At 46.9% G+C, this 15,723-nt stretch carries 18 protein-coding genes and 1 pseudogene; 9 read left to right on the forward strand and 10 right to left on the reverse strand.

Annotated elements, in window-relative coordinates; translation table 11 throughout:
- A partial coding sequence (locus QUA58_RS27910; protein WP_333397333.1) for a DUF4347 domain-containing protein occupies nt 1-2,847 on the reverse strand: 2,847 nt, incomplete at its 3' end.
- A gap of 597 nt (nt 2,848-3,444) precedes the next feature.
- Nucleotides 3,445-4,368 carry a helix-turn-helix transcriptional regulator gene (locus QUA58_RS27915; protein ID WP_333397335.1) on the reverse strand — a complete coding sequence of 308 codons (924 nt, stop codon included), beginning with the start codon at nt 4,366-4,368 and terminating at the stop codon, nt 3,445-3,447.
- A 280-nt stretch (nt 4,369-4,648) separates the two neighbouring features.
- Here QUA58_RS27915 and QUA58_RS27920 point away from each other — a divergent pair, with 280 nt between their 5' ends.
- Complete coding sequence (locus QUA58_RS27920) at nt 4,649-5,710, forward strand: TIGR03032 family protein (RefSeq protein ID WP_333397337.1); 1,062 nt, start codon at nt 4,649-4,651, stop codon at nt 5,708-5,710.
- Between the two features lie 97 nt (nt 5,711-5,807).
- On the opposite strand, the gene QUA58_RS27925 is transcribed toward QUA58_RS27920, so the two are convergent.
- Nucleotides 5,808-6,446, reverse strand: a complete 639-nt coding sequence (locus QUA58_RS27925) for a pentapeptide repeat-containing protein (RefSeq protein ID WP_333397339.1) — start codon at nt 6,444-6,446, stop codon at nt 5,808-5,810.
- A 57-nt stretch (nt 6,447-6,503) separates the two neighbouring features.
- Here QUA58_RS27925 and QUA58_RS27930 point away from each other — a divergent pair, with 57 nt between their 5' ends.
- Together QUA58_RS27930 and QUA58_RS27935 are read left to right on the forward strand one after the other, a co-directional pair.
- Nucleotides 6,504-7,049 (forward strand): dual specificity protein phosphatase family protein, encoded by a 546-nt coding sequence (locus QUA58_RS27930; RefSeq protein ID WP_333397341.1) that lies wholly within the window; start codon nt 6,504-6,506, stop codon nt 7,047-7,049.
- A 63-nt stretch (nt 7,050-7,112) separates the two neighbouring features.
- Nucleotides 7,113-7,247: pseudogene (locus QUA58_RS27935) on the forward strand (glycosyltransferase family 2 protein); the annotation flags it as partial.
- Between the two features lie 379 nt (nt 7,248-7,626).
- Here QUA58_RS27935 and QUA58_RS27940 read toward each other — a convergent pair.
- The 7 genes from QUA58_RS27940 to QUA58_RS27970 all read right to left on the reverse strand — a co-directional run bounded on the left by QUA58_RS27940 (nt 7,627) and on the right by QUA58_RS27970 (nt 12,461).
- Entirely contained in the window at nt 7,627-9,879 is a 2,253-nt protein-coding gene (locus QUA58_RS27940) for a transglycosylase domain-containing protein (RefSeq protein ID WP_333255446.1), read from the reverse strand.
- Nucleotides 9,880-10,335: 456 nt separating this feature from the next.
- Nucleotides 10,336-10,458 carry a photosystem II reaction center protein J gene (locus tag QUA58_RS27945; protein WP_006635506.1) on the reverse strand — a complete coding sequence of 41 codons (123 nt, stop codon included), beginning with the start codon at nt 10,456-10,458 and terminating at the stop codon, nt 10,336-10,338.
- A 69-nt stretch (nt 10,459-10,527) separates the two neighbouring features.
- A complete protein-coding gene (locus QUA58_RS27950) occupies nt 10,528-10,650 on the reverse strand; it encodes a photosystem II reaction center protein L (protein ID WP_172190234.1) in 123 nt (40 codons plus the stop codon).
- Between the two features lie 9 nt (nt 10,651-10,659).
- The gene (psbF, locus tag QUA58_RS27955) at nt 10,660-10,797 is read right to left on the reverse strand and encodes a cytochrome b559 subunit beta (RefSeq protein WP_006635504.1); all 138 of its coding nucleotides are present in this window, start codon (nt 10,795-10,797) and stop codon (nt 10,660-10,662) included.
- A gap of 20 nt (nt 10,798-10,817) precedes the next feature.
- Entirely contained in the window at nt 10,818-11,066 is a 249-nt protein-coding gene (gene psbE, locus QUA58_RS27960) for a cytochrome b559 subunit alpha (RefSeq protein WP_333255409.1), read from the reverse strand.
- A gap of 56 nt (nt 11,067-11,122) precedes the next feature.
- Entirely contained in the window at nt 11,123-12,139 is a 1,017-nt protein-coding gene (locus QUA58_RS27965; RefSeq protein WP_333255411.1) for a photosynthesis system II assembly factor Ycf48, read from the reverse strand.
- Nucleotides 12,126-12,461, reverse strand: a complete 336-nt coding sequence (locus QUA58_RS27970) for a rubredoxin (protein WP_333033859.1) — start codon at nt 12,459-12,461, stop codon at nt 12,126-12,128. The genes QUA58_RS27965 and QUA58_RS27970 overlap by 14 nt, the downstream gene beginning before the upstream one ends.
- 366 nt (nt 12,462-12,827) lie before the next feature.
- On the opposite strand from QUA58_RS27970, the gene ndhC reads away from it, so the two are divergent.
- From ndhC to QUA58_RS28000, 6 genes are all read left to right on the forward strand, one after another.
- Nucleotides 12,828-13,190 (forward strand): photosynthetic/respiratory NAD(P)H-quinone oxidoreductase subunit C, encoded by a 363-nt coding sequence (ndhC, locus tag QUA58_RS27975; protein WP_006635500.1) that lies wholly within the window; start codon nt 12,828-12,830, stop codon nt 13,188-13,190.
- Nucleotides 13,181-13,903 carry a photosynthetic/respiratory NAD(P)H-quinone oxidoreductase subunit K gene (ndhK, locus tag QUA58_RS27980; protein ID WP_333255413.1) on the forward strand — a complete coding sequence of 241 codons (723 nt, stop codon included), beginning with the start codon at nt 13,181-13,183 and terminating at the stop codon, nt 13,901-13,903. Before ndhC ends, ndhK begins: the two co-directional genes overlap by 10 nt.
- Complete coding sequence (locus QUA58_RS27985; RefSeq protein ID WP_333255415.1) at nt 13,896-14,399, forward strand: NAD(P)H-quinone oxidoreductase subunit J; 504 nt, start codon at nt 13,896-13,898, stop codon at nt 14,397-14,399. The genes ndhK and QUA58_RS27985 overlap by 8 nt, the downstream gene beginning before the upstream one ends.
- Before the next feature lie 146 nt (nt 14,400-14,545).
- On the forward strand, nt 14,546-14,878 hold the full coding sequence (locus QUA58_RS27990) for a DUF6883 domain-containing protein (protein WP_333397343.1): 333 nt from the start codon (nt 14,546-14,548) through the stop codon (nt 14,876-14,878).
- A gap of 18 nt (nt 14,879-14,896) precedes the next feature.
- Nucleotides 14,897-15,145, forward strand: a complete 249-nt coding sequence (locus QUA58_RS27995; RefSeq protein WP_333397345.1) for a DUF4926 domain-containing protein — start codon at nt 14,897-14,899, stop codon at nt 15,143-15,145.
- A gap of 162 nt (nt 15,146-15,307) precedes the next feature.
- Nucleotides 15,308-15,723, forward strand: a 416-nt coding sequence (locus tag QUA58_RS28000; RefSeq protein ID WP_333397347.1) for a hypothetical protein, incomplete at its 3' end; no start/stop codon positions are given.

A 15,723-nucleotide genomic window follows, 5' to 3' on the forward strand; every position in this document is an offset into this window, starting at 1 on the left:
TGCACTACCAAAGTCGATCGTACTTGCAGTACCATCAGCTATATCCGTTGTTCCGTCTAATACTTGGATTTCCGGTACAGGAGTTGCTGTGACTGATGCTGAAATCGGGAAGTTGAAGGGATTTTCATCCGTATCATCATTGACAAATTGCAGCGTACCTGCTTTATTTCCTGCTACTGTCGTATCGACTTGAACTTGCAGGTTAGCACTTGCACCTGCTGCGAGAGTTGCCGGTAAATTTCCGACAATGCTAAATCCGGTTGGTAGGGTAGGATTGCTGAGGTTTAAAACTGCTGTACCGAGATTGTTGACGGTAAAGGTTTTGTTGAGAGTGCCGCCAATTAATGCACTACCAAAGTCGATCGTACTTGCAGTACCATCAGCTATATCCGTTGTTCCGTCTAATACTTGGATTTCCGGTAAAGGCGTTACATCGTTGTCGGTAATCTCAACGTTACCTGTTGTTGTAGTTCCGAGTGTAACACCGCTAGAAGGAGTCGAGATTGTGAAAGTACCTGTTTCACTTCCTTCTACAAGTGGATCATCAATAACATTGACGGTAAAGGAACCTGTGGTTTGACCGTCGGGAATGGTAATGATATTCGGAATTGTCGTAAAATCAGCAGCAGTGGCCGTTCCAGACAAAGCCACATTTACAGTTTGAGGGCCAACAACTGCACTTGATGCTGTGGCGGTGACAGTGATAACTGGAGTTCCGGTTTCTGTACTTGTGACTGGGGAAACTGAGAGGTTGACTGTGGGGAAGTCGTTGTCGGTAATTGCAACGTCACCAGTTGTCGTAGTTCCGAGTGTGATACCGCTAGAAGGAGTCGAGATTGTGAAAGTACCTGTTTCACTTCCTTCTACAAGTGCATCATCATTAACATTGACGGTAAAGGAACCTGTGGTTTGGCCAGCAGGAATAGTAATGCTAGTCGGAATTGTTCCTGTAAAATCAGCAGCAGTTGCAGTTCCCGACAAAGCCACATTTACTGTTTGATCTCCAACAACTGCACTTGATGCTGTGGCGGTGACAGTGATAACTGGAGTTCCGGTTTCTGTACTTGTGACTGGGGAAACTGAGAGGTTGACTGTGGGGAAGTCGTTGTCGGTAATTGTTAGTGTCCCAGTCGTATTGGCGGCAACTGGATCGAGAAAGTAGTTCCAATTGTTGGTATCGGCAGTGACGTTGACTTGGACTGTTTCCCCTGGGTTGATAATAGCATCATCTATGGGGACAGCATTGAGGACAGCGGTAGTTGCACCAGCGGCAATGGTGAAAGTATTAGCAGTAACTGCCGTGATATTCGTACCCGCAGTTAAGGAGTAGTGACCAGAAGTAGCGGTACTGCCAGTGGTGTTGAAGTTGACGACTATGCCGCCAGCGGGGGCGGCAGTATCAAGGGTGATATTAAATGTGCCAGTGGTGGGGCCGGTTTCGGTGGGAGTAGTGCCTGCGGCGATGCTGACTTTGGGGGTGGTGTTGAGGAGGATGGAGGCGCTGTTGCTGCCGTAGTTTGCCACAGCTAAGTCTGGTTTCCCGTCGCCGTTGATGTCGCCGATGCTGACAGAGGCGGGGTAAGTGCCAGTAGCGAAGGTGACTTGGGTGGCGAAGGAGGGGGTGGTGGCGTTGGTGGGGGTGGTGTTCAGCAGGATGGAGGCGGTGTTGCTGCCACTGTTTACCACAGCTAAGTCTGGGAGGTTGTCGCCGTTGAAGTCGCCGATGCTGACGGAGACGGGGATACTGCCAGTAGGGAAGTCTACTTTGGTGGCGAAGGTGGGGGTGGTGGCGTTGGTGGGGGTGGTGTTCAGCAGGATGGAGGCGGTGTTGTTGTCACTGTTTACCACAGCTAAGTCTGGTTTCCCGTCGCCGTTGATGTCGCCGATGCTGACAGAGGCGGGGTAAGCGCCAGTAGCGAAGGTGACTTGGGTGGCGAAGGAGGGGGTGGTGGCGTTGGTGGGGGTGGTGTTCAGCAGGATGGAGGCGCTGTTGTCGTCACTGTTTACCACAGCTAAGTCTGGGAGGCCGTCGCCGTTGAAGTCGCCGATGCTGAAGGATCTGGGGAAATCGCCAGCCTGGAAGGCGACTTGGGGGGAGAAGGTGGGGGTGGCGGCTCCGGTGGGGGTGGTGTTGAGCAGGATGGAGGCGCTGTTGTTGCCAATGTTTACCACAGCTAAGTCGGGGCGGCCGTCGCCGTTGATGTCGCCGATGCTGACGGAGTAGGGGCTAGTGCCAGTAGGGAAGTCAACTTGGGGGGCAAAGCCGAGTATGCCACTGTAAGTTTTGAGGGTGGTTTCGGTGAGGGCTAGTTGGGGCGCTTCAGAAGATGGGGGGATGAGTTGGAGGATGTCCCAGGTGCCTCCTAGCCTACTGTTGCCTGTTGGGTACGGGTTGGCGGCGATGTTTGCCCCTGTGAGTTGGTGCAGTTGAGTCAGGAATTGGTGTCCTCGGTCTCCGGCTGCTACGCTGCATCCATATAAGATGATGTTGGCGTTGTCAGTGAGGCTGTTTCGCCACTGTTGCAATTGGTGGCTGTAGTTTTGGATATTGCTGCTGTTGAGTTCTGTTGTGCCTAGGTAAAGCTTGGCAGAATCTCCGTGGGTGATGATGTGTAGAGCATTGATGCCTGTATGCTGAGCTAGGATTGTGGCGATTTGCTCTACGGCATCGGGCTGGCTTTGGAGGATGTAGGTTGCTGTGTCGGGTTTGATGCCGGAGATTAGGTGCTGGCTGTCTGGTATTGTGGGGTCAAGGATGACGATGGAGTTTGGTTGGTTGCTAAAGCAACCAACCAAACTCGCGATATTTTTATTTAGGGAGCGGTTAATTTTAGGTAGAGTTTTCACAGTTTTTTGCTTTTAATGTAGTTCGTCGTTTTTGAGTCGATCGGGAGATGACCCCGATTTGATTTTGGTTTGTGATGTTTCTACCTGGTGGTGGATGACACTCGCCGATCGTGATGAGTAATAATATCGAAACGGTAAGGAAAACACTTCTAACCGGGACAAAGGCTCGAAACCTTTGTTTGGTAGGGCTTACAAATTAATATTTTGTTTGATACCAATTTAATGGGTCGTTGCACATATCTTGATCCCCCTAAATCCCCACCCGCCCCTAGGGCGTGTTTTCAAACCCGGAGATCCCCCCTAGCCCCCCTTAATAAGGGGGGGACAAGAGCACTCAAAGTCCCCCTTCTTAAGGGGGATTTAGGGGGATCAGGATCTGATGGATCAGTTTGAAAACACGCCCTAGCCCCCCCAAGGGGGAAGGGGGACTTTGATCGGAATCCTGTCCCCCCCTTATTAAGGGGGGCTAGGGGGGATCAGATTCTACGGGGCCTCATAAAAAATTGGTTTGAATCCCGTTAACCTGTGTATCAATTTATTCCCTAACAAGATTTATATCTTGCGGCTTCCTAGTTGCGCTAGCCAAATTGCGAAAGATTAGTTTCGCAAAATGTCCGAAGGCTTTTCCCCAAAATGCTGCTGGAAATATTTTGTAAAGCGACTAGGATTGTAAAAGCCATAATTAAACGCAACTTCCGTAATCGTTTTGTTGCTCTCCATTAACTCCATACGAGCGGCTTCAAGTCGAGCATTTCGCAAGAATTGACTGGGAGAGACACCGTAATAACGAGCGAATGCTGTTTGCAAAGAACGACTGCTACAGTTCATGGCGGAAGCAATTTGTGCAATTGTCAGATCTTTTTTCATATTTGCTCGGATGTATTCAGCCGCCTCTCGCACGCGGGCGATCGAAATTTCGGATACTTTAATAATCGATGGTTCTAAAGTGTTGTAAGATGAACCTTGGACTAAGGTAGAAAAAATAGCGATTTCTAAATTTTCAATTACCAGTGGATGTCCGTTAGTGTCAATCAAATTCAACAGCGTTATGACCAGTTGATATAGCGATCGACCGTAAGGAGTAGTGCGATCGATAAGTTGCACCAGGTTATGACGTTCAATGGATTTGTCAAGATACTTGCTCATTTCAGTTAAAAATAGAGCTTCATCTATATAAATTGATATTCCGCTGTATGTGGCTGAGTGCTGAAGCTGGCTTAATTCGGCTCCCGGCTGAGTTATCAGCAAATTTCGATCGTTCACGAGGAATTCGTTAGACCCAACTTTCAATAAATGATCGCTGTCATAAAATGTGAAACCTATTTTTCCAAGAAAAGTATATCCTGCGGTATATGTACTCCCAGCTTCCCAAACAACACTCACGAACTCGAAGTTTTTTAACTTAGCAAGCCGCCATTGAATTTTGTAATCTTTGGAAGAGAAAGTATGTTTAGTAATACCCGATACTTGATTAAGATATATCTCTGGATCGTTGATTTCAATATTTAAATCCCAGACCATTATTAAATCCCCATATTTTACACATACAATAAATTATATCAATTATGTGTAAATATTTACACCTGTTCTGGGGTTTTTTACGGAAATTATCTCAGGTCGATGTGGGCGAGTTTGTGAGATTCTGGGTTTTTGGCAATTATGGTTGGTGAGGGGAATCTCTACATTCAATAGGTACATTTTGATTTATGGTTGGGTGGGGGCGGGTTTATGAGATTGTTGGTTTTAGGCAGTTATTGTCGGTAAAACCCGCCCCCACGGAAATTAAAATTTTACAGGTTTTATGAATAACGACACAAATTTCAATACAGTCGAAGAACACGAGATTTTTGGCGATCGCGATTTGCCATCTTGGTTAACCCAACAACAAATCAGCCTTGCTTGCACTACCTATCAAACCAGCCGATTAATGTTAATCGGTGCTGTGCCAGAAACTAACAGGATTTCGGCTTTTTGGCGAATATTCGATCGCGCAATGGGCCTCTACTGCACGTCGGAACGCCTTTATTTAAGTTCCAAATATCAACTCTGGCAATTAGACAATGTGCTAGCTGAGGGCGCGCAACATCAAGGTTACGATCGCCTCTACATACCGCGCATCGCCTACACCACTGGAGATATCGACATTCACGATATCGCGGTCGATAAAAATAATCAAATCATTTTTATTAGCACTTTGTTTAATTGTATCGCTACTTTGAGCGATCGCCACAGTTGCAAACCCCTCTGGAAACCAGGTTTTATCTCACAATATATAAATGAAGACCGCTGTCACCTCAACGGTTTGGCAATGGTAGCTGGGGAGGCGAAATATGTCACAGCGTCGAGTCAGTCGGATGTCGTGGATGGCTGGCGCGATCGCAGAAAAAACGGCGGTATAGTTATTGATATTCAATCTAACGATATTATCGTTACAGGATTGTCAATGCCGCATTCTCCTCGCTGGTATCGAGACAAGTTGTGGTTGCTGAATTCGGGGAGAGGGGAATTAGGATATGTGGATTTAGATACAGGGAAATTTGAGGCGATTGCGTTTTGTCCGGGCTATGTCCGAGGACTAGCATTTTGGCAAAATTGGGCAATTGTCGGACTCTCGAAACCTCGGGGAGGTGACAACACTTTTAGCGGTTTAGAATTGGATGAGTTGTTGCTGGCCAAGGATGCTGAGGCTCGCTGTGGTATGATGGCGATCGATTTGACTACTGGGGCGATCGTTCACTGGTTGCGGTTTGAAGGAATTGTCACAGAACTCTATGATGTGCAAGTGATTCCGACAGTGCAAAAGCCGATGGCGTTGGGTTTTCAAACGGATGAAATTGCTCAGTTAATTACTTTGGAACTTTAAGCGCAGATGGTGGCGGATGTACGCGGATGGACGCAGATAAATGTTTACAGGATTTACCCACGGGGTGTGAGAGAAAGTATTTAAGCGGGATTTGGTATTACTCAAAAATCGCCCCATCTAAGGTTGTTTTTCTTAAGTCTGTTCTCGCTAAATTTGCACCTCTTAAATCGGCACCTGTTAAACAAACATTGCTTAAATCTGCATAACTCAAATCAGCACCTCTGAGATTAGCATCCGATAAATTTCCTCCTGATAAATTAGCCCTCACAAGTTGCGATTTACTCAAATTGCTGCCACTCAAATTTGCTGCTGGCATCTGTGCTGCCATTAAGTTTGCTTTGCTTAAATTAGTGCCGCTAAGGTTAGCCAAATTCAATTTAGCATAACTCAAATCAATGTTTTCCAAGCAAAGTTCGCTCAATTGCGCGCATCGCAAGTTAGCATTAATAAAAAACCTGTCTCCAATCCCATAACGGCGCAAAAATTCGTCAACTTCCAGCCGCATTAAAACGGGTTCGCAAGTATTTTGGTAGCACCACGATGTCTCCAGCAAACTAGCGGCTGCTTCAATTGCTACCTTGTCGCATTTAGAGAGCACCAAACTATTGCACCCATCCCACTCACCGTTGAGCATGAATGCCATGTCAGAAGCTGCTGCAATTGAGTCGCATAGCAAAACGGTTTCTGGTTTGGGTTGCAGCCAGTTCATTAAACCGATCGAGCTGTTGTTTTTCACTGTTGATTCAGGATTTGTGCGTCTTTCTTAATTATAGGTAAAAATATTGAAAACAGTATGCACAAATTCGCTGCGGCTTCAGAGAATGAATTAATTGTGTTTGGTGCAGCCAGACCAGGATACCGCGATGCAGAACTTGCTCGCTGGATTGAATTTATGCAGGGGCATAATATCAAGCAAGTTTGCTGCTTGCTTGCTCAGACCCAACTCATCCGCTACACTGATTTACTGGGAACATATCGGAAAATATTTGGGTGCGATCGAGTTTGCTGGGCGCCGATTGCAGACTTTGAATTGGTCGATCGCGATATTTTAATCGATCGCATATTGCCGTTCTTGGAATCTGCAAATAGCAAAGGCGAACGGGTAGTAGTTCACTGTTCTGGGGGGATTGGACGTACAGGACAGGTTTTGGCTGCTTGGTTGGTCAGTGGGCGGGGGTTGTCTAACAAACAGGCGATCGCAGCAGTAAAAGAAACTGGCAGAAATCCCTATGAAGCAGCGATGGTAGCTTGTTTGAAAGGTCGAAACCCCTGGCTAGTCGTTGAAGAAGTTAATGCTCTCTTAGACGATTGTCGCCTTGCTGCGAGAAATGACCTATAGCACTATAGCAACTATATATATATGCCAATTGTGTAAGTCCTAAAAGATTTAAAAGACTCGGCTTCCTACGATCGAACTCAGGTATCCAATAAATGGTTGTTTTGGCTGTCACCGTTAGCCGATCCGCTGGCGTTTTTGCGAATTCTAATTTCTGCTTTAAATCAGCCTACTCAGTGGCGCGGCAGGAAGTATGAATAATGATTAAATTTTGGCTATTTTTTTTCAAAAATTAAAATATGTGCGATCGCTTTTGAGACGAACAACCCAAGCCCTGAAAACATCCTCGCTCAGTTAACCTTAATCAGCCTGGAAATCAATAGACCTCTTGCAAAAATCCTTTTCATCAGTTAATGGGCCGGAGAGCCCGTCCTAATTATTTTTGCAAGAGGTCTAATAACGTATTAATGTCATTGCTCGCAGGGATTGTTAGCTGGCGCGCCCTCTTAGAAAAGCAATCGCAGCATCTGTTTTTCATGGGTTCTGCGTTTAGGATTCGGAGATTGAGTTGACAAGCTGTACGGCATTTAAATTGTATATTTCAATGCCGTATCAAAATTCGTCCAATCCCCGCCTCCACTCAACGCGCCACCTGCCGCATATACTCCCCCCACAACTGAGCAGCATTTGCACTACCTCCGGCAGTCGGAGAATTATCATCATTTCCCAACCAAACTCCTGTCACCAGTTGCTGACTCGGAATATAACCGACAAACCACAAATCTCTATTATCATTAGTCGTGCCTGTTTTTCCAGCTTCTCCCAACCCCAAAGCAGCACTGCTGCCCGTACCTCCCCGCACCACACCTTGCAGCATATCAGTCATCGTATCCGCTACGGCTTCAGAAACTAACTGCCGATTGGCAATGCCATCTTTTTGATAGTCATAAATCACCCGGCAACTGTTAAAATCATTTCTATCTTTGCAATCGCTGCTGTCAATAATTCGCTTGATTACGTGGGGACGATTTCCCAAACCCCGATTAGCCAAAACCCCGAAAGCACCCGTTAATTGCAACACATTAACTTCACTTTCACCTAATACTAAACCAGGATTAGAACGCAGTTCAGAAGTAATCCCCAAACGTCTGGCCATTTGCACTACATTGTCTAAACCGACATCCTGTGCTACCCTCAATGCAATTGCATTTTCCGACAACGCCAAGCCGCGATACATATCAGCACTGCCGCTGGTTCTTTCGCAGCCGCTGTAACTTTGTCCGCCCCAGGAAAGCGGCTCGCAAGAATAAGTTTTGCTGGCTGGTATTCCGATTTCTAGGGCGGCTGCATAGGTGAAAATCTTAAATGTAGAACCGGGCTGTCTCAAAGCTTGAGTAGCCCGATTAAACTGACTTTTCAAATAATCTACGCCCCCAACTAAAGCTAAGACTTCCCCGGTTGTACTATTGAGAGTAACCACGGCTCCTTGAGAAAAACCTGCACTGGCTCCCGCATTTTCAACAGCATTTCTGAGGGAACTTTCCGCCAACTTTTGCAGGCCGGGGTTCAAACCTGTTTCTACAATAAAATTGCCTTCTCTGGCTAACTGCTCCCCGAGCAAAAACTCCAATTCGTCAAATACATAACTGTAGAAATAAGGAGCGATCGTACTTTGCAGATATTGGCGGGCTTTGGGATTGATCTCAATTCGCGATCGCCTCGCGCGATCGGCTTCTTCCTGAGAAATCGTCCCCAGAGCGCGCATTCGTTCGATTACTCGATCGCGATACTGCACCGCCAACTGATAATTTTGAATCGGATTAAAACTGTTTGGCGCCGGCAAAATCCCCGCCAAAGTTGCCGCCTCCGACAAACTTAAATCCTTCGCCGACTTGCCAAAATAAAACCGAGACGCATCCTCAAAACCGTAAAGGTCAATTCCCAAAAACACCCGATTTAAATAAGTCAGCAACAGCTCATCTTTGCTGTAATAATTCTCCATTTTCAATGCAACGACAGCTTCCCGCAACTTGCGTCCTGCCGAATCTTGAGTACCTACATAATCTCGAAACAAACTCCTCGCTAACTGCTGCGTCACAGTGCTGCCGCCTTCGCGTATTCCTCCCCCGCGAACATTGGTCAAAAGCGCGCGCAAAACTCCGATCGGATCTACCCCCAAATGCCAATTGTAGCGGCTGTCTTCCGAAGCAAGTACCGCCTTGGATAAATAAGGCGAAAAATCCTGCAATTGCTTTAATTCTAAGTGAGCGTTATTCTGAGGAGGACGCAGGGGAGTTTGCCCGTCGCGGGCGTAAACAATCACGGGGCCATTGATACTTCTCGGCAGAGGCCGCACTTGAAACTTTGTCGATTCCATGCCTACCAACACGGCAATCAAAGCGGTGATTCCGCTGACGCCGTAAAAGCTGTAACGCACAAGTTCCAAATACCAAGGCGGCGGATCTACGTACTGAACTCTGACAGCGGCGGCTAGTTCCGGCGGCCCTAAAGTGAACACGTCTCCGTGGCGCAGGGACATACTTTTAACTCGCCTTTTGCCCCTGTAAATGCCGTTGGTGGAGTCTTCATCTTTAAGGACAAAAGGAGTCCGTCGCCGAGTATCCCGCGACAGGGATAAGTGCACGTGACTGACAACGGGATTGCGAACTACAATATCTGAAGATTTGGACGATCGACCTAACAAATATCGATCGCCCAACAGCGGATAAACCTCAGCTTTAGCTGCACCCGCATCTTGTACCCACAATTCGGGTACTTTGGCGTTTGGTTTCAGCGCTAGCTGGTTAAAATTAACCTTGGCAATAGTCTGGACTGCTTGGGTAATCGCACCCAAGACGGTTTGAGGTTTGCGGGGCGGCGGCGGTGGGGTCATATTTCGCTGTGCACTACGATCGAGCGATCGGCTCTTGCACCATTCTACTCGCAACTTTTGGCTAATTTCACGATCTGCCCACACTCTCTTAGCGATCGTCCGCTAGTGACCAGGGATTTTGGGAGTTTTTCGTCAACCTACCCCGGAGCGATGTATTGAGCAAAGTTCCCCAACCACAAAAAAAGTCTCGCTCTCATCGACTAGCAGCAACAGATCATAAACTTGTCAAATAATAGACGAGCAATTGCATTCATTCGCTCTCAATTCTTGAAATTATCTGCGTTTATCTGTGTTGCATCTGCCTTTCATCTGCGGTCGATCGATCAAAAATTCATCCAATTGCTCGTCTCATCAACACTTTCTCTAAAATCAATCCCAGATTTACCAACAAAATTCGTATAATTAAAACCCCCCTTTTTCAAGGGGGTTAAAAGCCGAAAATCAGTTTGATTCTCCTTACATCGAAGAACCCAAACCGGCATAAGCACCGTAGAAGAAAAGGCTCACAATGCTCAGAACACCGAGACCTGCGACAGTAGCTACCAGCCACAAAGGAATTCTGCCACTTTCACTAAACATAGCGATCACCTCACTAATTCACAGCTAAACAAATTTGATCAAACTATCGAAAGCCAACTCAAACACCAGTTAATTAAAGAAATAACTGGAAAACAAAATACCCAGAGTAAAAATCAGCAACAGACCCAAATAAAGGGAAGTCCGATTTAACTCTACGGGCTGCTCGTTGGGATTAGGAACGCGCTCAGGCATTGTAAACTCCTATCGTTGAATAAATTGCATTGCTGCGATCGCGCCCAAAAAGAAAATTGTTGGGACACCTAAAGTATGAACTGCCAACCAGCGTACCGTAAAAATCGGATACGAAATTGGCTCATTGTTTGGCGTTCTGCTCGTCATTTTTCCAAATCCTTGTAAAATTACTTGCCAATGAACTGATCTACTTGTTTCTTAGCTTCAAAGCGATCCGAGATAATCGGCACTTCTTCCCGCTGCGGTGTGAAATACTGGTTAGGGCGAGGAGTTCCGAAAGCATCGTAAGCCAAACCCGTTTGCACAAACAGCCATCCAGCAATAAACAAAGCCGGAATGGTGATGCTGTGAATTACCCAATAACGGATACTTGTAATAATGTCCCCAAACGGACGTTCTCCAGTTGTACCAGACATTTAGATTCCTCCTTTCAACAACAAATCGACAGACAATCTCTATTACTATTCTACTATCAAGCAGCTTGCGCTAAACCTTGATATTTAAGTAGAGTACCGCTCGCGCCGATCACAAATCCGCGATCGGGGCCCATAAAGACAATCCTGTAAAAATTAGCAGGAACATCCTCAACTTCGCGGTCTTTTTGCCAAGTTTTCCCGCCGTCCAAACTGCACAGCAAATTGCCGCCGCCGCCGGCTACCCAAACTTCATTATCAGTCCGGTAAGCCATGTCCAGCAAACCCCAACTCGCCTTACGATCGGGAAAAAACGGTTTTCCCCAACCTTCAGGATTGGACGGGTCGCTAAACTGAATCTGACCGCCGCGGGCGAGCATCCACAAACGCCCGTCCTTGGTAAAGCCCATATTTTGCAGGCGCCGAGAACTGTTGCGGTTGTGGGGTTCCCAAGATTCTTGTCCAGGTTTCCACACCGAGTAGAAATTACCCTTTGAGGATACCGCAACATACTGCCCGTCTTCTGAACGGTTGATATTGCGAACCACCCCAAAAGAGTCTTGCACGATCGCTTTCCAATTTTTGCCGCCGTCAGAAGTGCGGTAAATCGCGCCTACATCCGTCGTCATATCAGCCGTATTTGGGCCAATAGCTGCGATCGTACTTGGAGAACCCGGTAACTGAGAACTCAAAGCAATCCGCGTCCAAGACTTGCCCTCATCGTTCGTGTGGAGCAAAACTGAAGGCTGGCCGACAATCCAACCTTCGGAACCCGAAAAACTCACCGACGCAAAACGCGATCTCGGCTCGTCAATATCCAGTGCGATCTGTTTCCAGTTAGTCCCGCCGTCGGTCGTTTCAAACAGAGTCGCCTCCGAACCGACAACCCAGCCGTGGCGATCGTCGGAACCCGTAAAGGCAATATCCTGCAAATTAGCTTCCGTCGGCAAGGAAATCACCTGCCAGGGGTTGTAACTCACAGAACCGATCGTGCTGCAACTCGTACAGATGAGCGCAGCCGCCAATAACATTACAATTCGTTGCCAAAATCTCACAATCGTCTTACTGCAAACCATACATACTAAGTAAAAACAAGAAACCAACGACCAAGCCGCCAAAAATCAGCAAACTTTTCTGACCTTCGGTCAAGCCGTTGACACCGACACCGTAGCGCTGATTTGCCTTAAATCCCGACGCCCCTTCCATCTGACCGAGATTTTGAAACATCGACTTGCGCGCTGCGCAAACGGGACAGACCCAAGTTTGGGGCAAATCTGTAAAAGCAGTGCCAGGGGCAATTGCATTTTTAGGATCGCCCTTTTTAGGATTGTAGACGTAGCCGCAGGCTCGGCACTCGTGCCGATCGAGGGTATTAGTCTCCGTGGCTCGATCGCTCATAAATCCAAAATTATGGGTCAGCTAATCGTGAAGTACCTCAACTAAACTTCGTTCGAGCTGGGGCTTCCAACTAAAACTCATATTAGGACGGTCTTATTCGTCTTCAAGGTTTCCCGTCTCAACCGCCGATGCCACGTTAGGGACACCACTTGGGTGTTCGACACTTAAGTCGAGGATGGTCTTACTTAGCGTCCACAGGCAGCCGCCCGTCTTCCACAGGCAGTTACAATATTAAAATATACATTAAAAATTATTGCAGAAGATGGACGATTAATCTCAACTAACTCGTAATTTTAGCTACCCAAAATCTATATAATGTAACAGACAAGTTACAGAACCCTTTCACCTAGGCAGTAATTATTCACCGTGTTTGCACTCAGCGGCTACGAGTATTTCTTAGGCTTCCTGTTAATTTCCAGCCTAGTCCCTATCCTCGCCCTCACGGCGTCTAAGGTACTGCGGCCCAAAAGTCGTCCCTACGACCGACGCACTACCTACGAATCTGGCGTCGAGCCGATCGGCGGAGCCTGGATTCAGTTCAACATCAGATATTATATGTTCGCCCTGGTCTTCGTCATCTTCGACGTAGAGACGGTCTTCCTCTATCCTTGGGCGGTTGCTTTCAACCAGCTAGGACTGTTGGCTTTTATTGAAGCCTTGTTTTTTATCACGATCCTCGTTATTGCTCTTGTCTATGCATGGCGCAAAGGAGCCTTGGAATGGTCTTAAGTTCAGAAACACAAAAATCGCTAATTGTCAATCCGGCAGAGCGTCCGCAAGTCACATCCGAATTATCCGAGAACGTCATCCTAACTACGGTTGATGACATCTATAACTGGGCGAGACTGTCGAGTCTTTGGCCACTGCTTTACGGCACAGCCTGCTGCTTTATCGAATTTGCAGCTTTAATTGGATCGCGCTTTGACTTCGACAGATTCGGCTTAGTACCGCGATCGAGTCCGCGGCAAGCCGACTTGTTAATCACCGCCGGTACAATTACCATGAAGTACGCCCCCATCTTGGTGCGGCTGTACGAACAAATGCCCGAACCCAAATACGTGATCGCGATGGGTGCTTGCACCATCACCGGCGGAATGTTCAGCGTAGACTCCCCTACAGCAGTCAGAGGCGTTGACAAACTGATTCCCGTAGATGTGTACATCCCCGGCTGTCCTCCACGTCCAGAAGCGATTATTGACGCAATTATCAAATTGCGGAAAAAAATCGCCAACGACTCGATGCAGGAACGCGGCAACTTGCTGCCCACCCACCGCTACTACACCAGACCCCACAAAATGAAAGTAGTAGATGACATTTTGGACGGCAAGTATTTGTCAATTCCCGGGCGGATGGCCCCACCGAAGGAATTGACGGAAGCAATGGGAATGCCAGTACCGCCCGCCCTGCTTGCAGGACAAAAACAGGAGGTACAACGTGGCTGAGACAGAATCTGCGATTGTTGAAGCTGGGAAGGTTTCCCAGTGGCTGACTCAGAATGGGTTTGAACACGAAGCTTTAGCGGCCGATAATTTGGGCGTGGAGATATTAAAGGTCGATCGAGAATTCCTAATTCCGATGTCAACAGCGCTGTACGCCTACGGGTTCAATTATATGCAGTACCAGTGCGCCTACGACCAAGGGCCGGGAGAAGATTTAGTCAGCGTTTACCACTTGGCTAAACTGACAGATAATGCTTCCCATCCCGAAGAAGTGCGCGTCAAAGTATTCATCCCCCGCGAAGATCCCAGAGTGCCATCAGTCTACTGGATTTGGAAAGCAGCCGACTTTCAAGAGCGGGAATCCTACGATATGTACGGCATAGTCTATGAAGGACATCCGAATCTAAAACGGATTTTGATGAACGAAGATTGGGTAGGCTGGCCACTGCGGAAAGATTACATTTCTCCTGATTTCTACGAATTGCAAGACGCTTATTAATAGAGTTTTGCGAGGGCGGGTGTAGAGCATAAAATTGGGCTTTTGCAGTCAATTTTATGTGGAACTCGCCCTCTACTTTTTGGCTACTTAGGATTTTTTAGCCACAAATACACGCACACTAGCTATGACAACTTTTCAGCTTTTCTATGCTCATTCCAAATGCAAAGAATGCAGTTGTTGATATTCGTAAACTTCGTGACTACTGCCTCAATCCAAAACACGACGATGGCAAACACAAAGCGCGACTTTTTTCGTCAATTCTTGGGATGACGCCTGACAATGCTGAGGAATTGCGTCAAATTTTGGTTGAAGTTATTCAAACTCACGAAGCTCAGTTAGGGAGGCGGGATGGGTTCGGGCAACGCTACACCCTAGATTTCACGATTGAATGGCAAAATAGAAGTGCAACCCTTCGGAGTGGCTGGATTATTGAGCATGATTCCGAGATTCCGAGATTAACAACCTGCTATCCTCTGTAATGTCTGGAGGTAATAAGAGTGACAAAGAATACAATTAAATTACTAGATGTCGTTGCCTTGACAGTTGACATTCCTGAATACAACCTGTGGCGCGGACAAGTAGGAACTGTGGTTGAACTGTTGGCGGATGGTGCAGCGTTTGAGGTTGAATTTAGCGATCGTAACGGACGCACTTATGAATCGGTCGGGCTGCATCCAGAGCAAATCATGGTGTTGTACTTTGAGCCAGCATCTCCTAATATCAAACCCGAAATGGTTACAGCATGAGCGGCACAACAACACCCACAGACCCGCAATGTCTGGCAAATTGTCGCAGGCCATGTCAGCGCAGTGCAGGAGCATTAGCAGCTATCGCCTGCACCAGGAAGTTGTCAATAAGACATCTAGAATAGGGATAGTAGCTCAAGTGAAAAATGCTTAAGAAAAACAATGCTTACACTGAAGAAAGAGGGAAATAAATGGCTTCCAAAGTCAGTATTGGATTTGGAAAATTATCTTAAACAATTCATGGTTCCAATACCACACTATGAAGAGAAAGAGTGTAGAGGGCTGCAAAAGAATATTGCTTATTCGCTTCAACACCTTGAATTTATACATCGCTGTGGCGAAGACTTAAATCTTACTTCCGTTCTTTGGAATCAAAACGCGAAAACGTTCATCATAGTAGCGTGTTCAATTATTGAGGCTCTATTTTTTTACCTACTTCGCGCACGCGGTAAAGCTGCAACTACTTCATGGAAATCCTATCGCAAGTTATCAGGGCAGGAGCATTACTCACAAGTTAAGCTAAAAGCACTGTTGTCAATGAGTAATCTTACTCATTTTTTTACCGAGATACCAATTAA

It is taken from the genome of Microcoleus sp. N9_A1 (assembly GCF_036701795.1).
Taxonomy (GTDB): Bacteria; Cyanobacteriota; Cyanobacteriia; order Cyanobacteriales; family Microcoleaceae; genus Microcoleus.

Bases quoted from the DNA above. Each gene is read 5' to 3' on its own strand.
- QUA58_RS27915 (WP_333397335.1), bottom strand. From the start codon at position 4,368: ATGGTCTGGGATTTAAATATTGAAATCAACGATCCAGAGATATATCTT.
- QUA58_RS27920 (WP_333397337.1), top strand. From the start codon at position 4,649: ATGAATAACGACACAAATTTCAATACAGTCGAAGAACACGAGATTTTT.
- QUA58_RS27930 (WP_333397341.1), top strand. From the start codon at position 6,504: ATGCACAAATTCGCTGCGGCTTCAGAGAATGAATTAATTGTGTTTGGT.
- QUA58_RS27940 (WP_333255446.1), bottom strand. From the start codon at position 9,879: ATGACCCCACCGCCGCCGCCCCGCAAACCTCAAACCGTCTTGGGTGCG.
- QUA58_RS27945 (WP_006635506.1), bottom strand. From the start codon at position 10,458: ATGTTTAGTGAAAGTGGCAGAATTCCTTTGTGGCTGGTAGCTACTGTC.
- QUA58_RS27950 (WP_172190234.1), bottom strand. From the start codon at position 10,650: ATGCCTGAGCGCGTTCCTAATCCCAACGAGCAGCCCGTAGAGTTAAAT.
- psbF (WP_006635504.1), bottom strand. From the start codon at position 10,797: ATGACGAGCAGAACGCCAAACAATGAGCCAATTTCGTATCCGATTTTT.
- psbE (WP_333255409.1), bottom strand. From the start codon at position 11,066: ATGTCTGGTACAACTGGAGAACGTCCGTTTGGGGACATTATTACAAGT.
- QUA58_RS27965 (WP_333255411.1), bottom strand. From the start codon at position 12,139: ATGGTTTGCAGTAAGACGATTGTGAGATTTTGGCAACGAATTGTAATG.
- QUA58_RS27970 (WP_333033859.1), bottom strand. From the start codon at position 12,461: ATGAGCGATCGAGCCACGGAGACTAATACCCTCGATCGGCACGAGTGC.
- ndhK (WP_333255413.1), top strand. From the start codon at position 13,181: ATGGTCTTAAGTTCAGAAACACAAAAATCGCTAATTGTCAATCCGGCA.
- QUA58_RS27990 (WP_333397343.1), top strand. From the start codon at position 14,546: ATGCTCATTCCAAATGCAAAGAATGCAGTTGTTGATATTCGTAAACTT.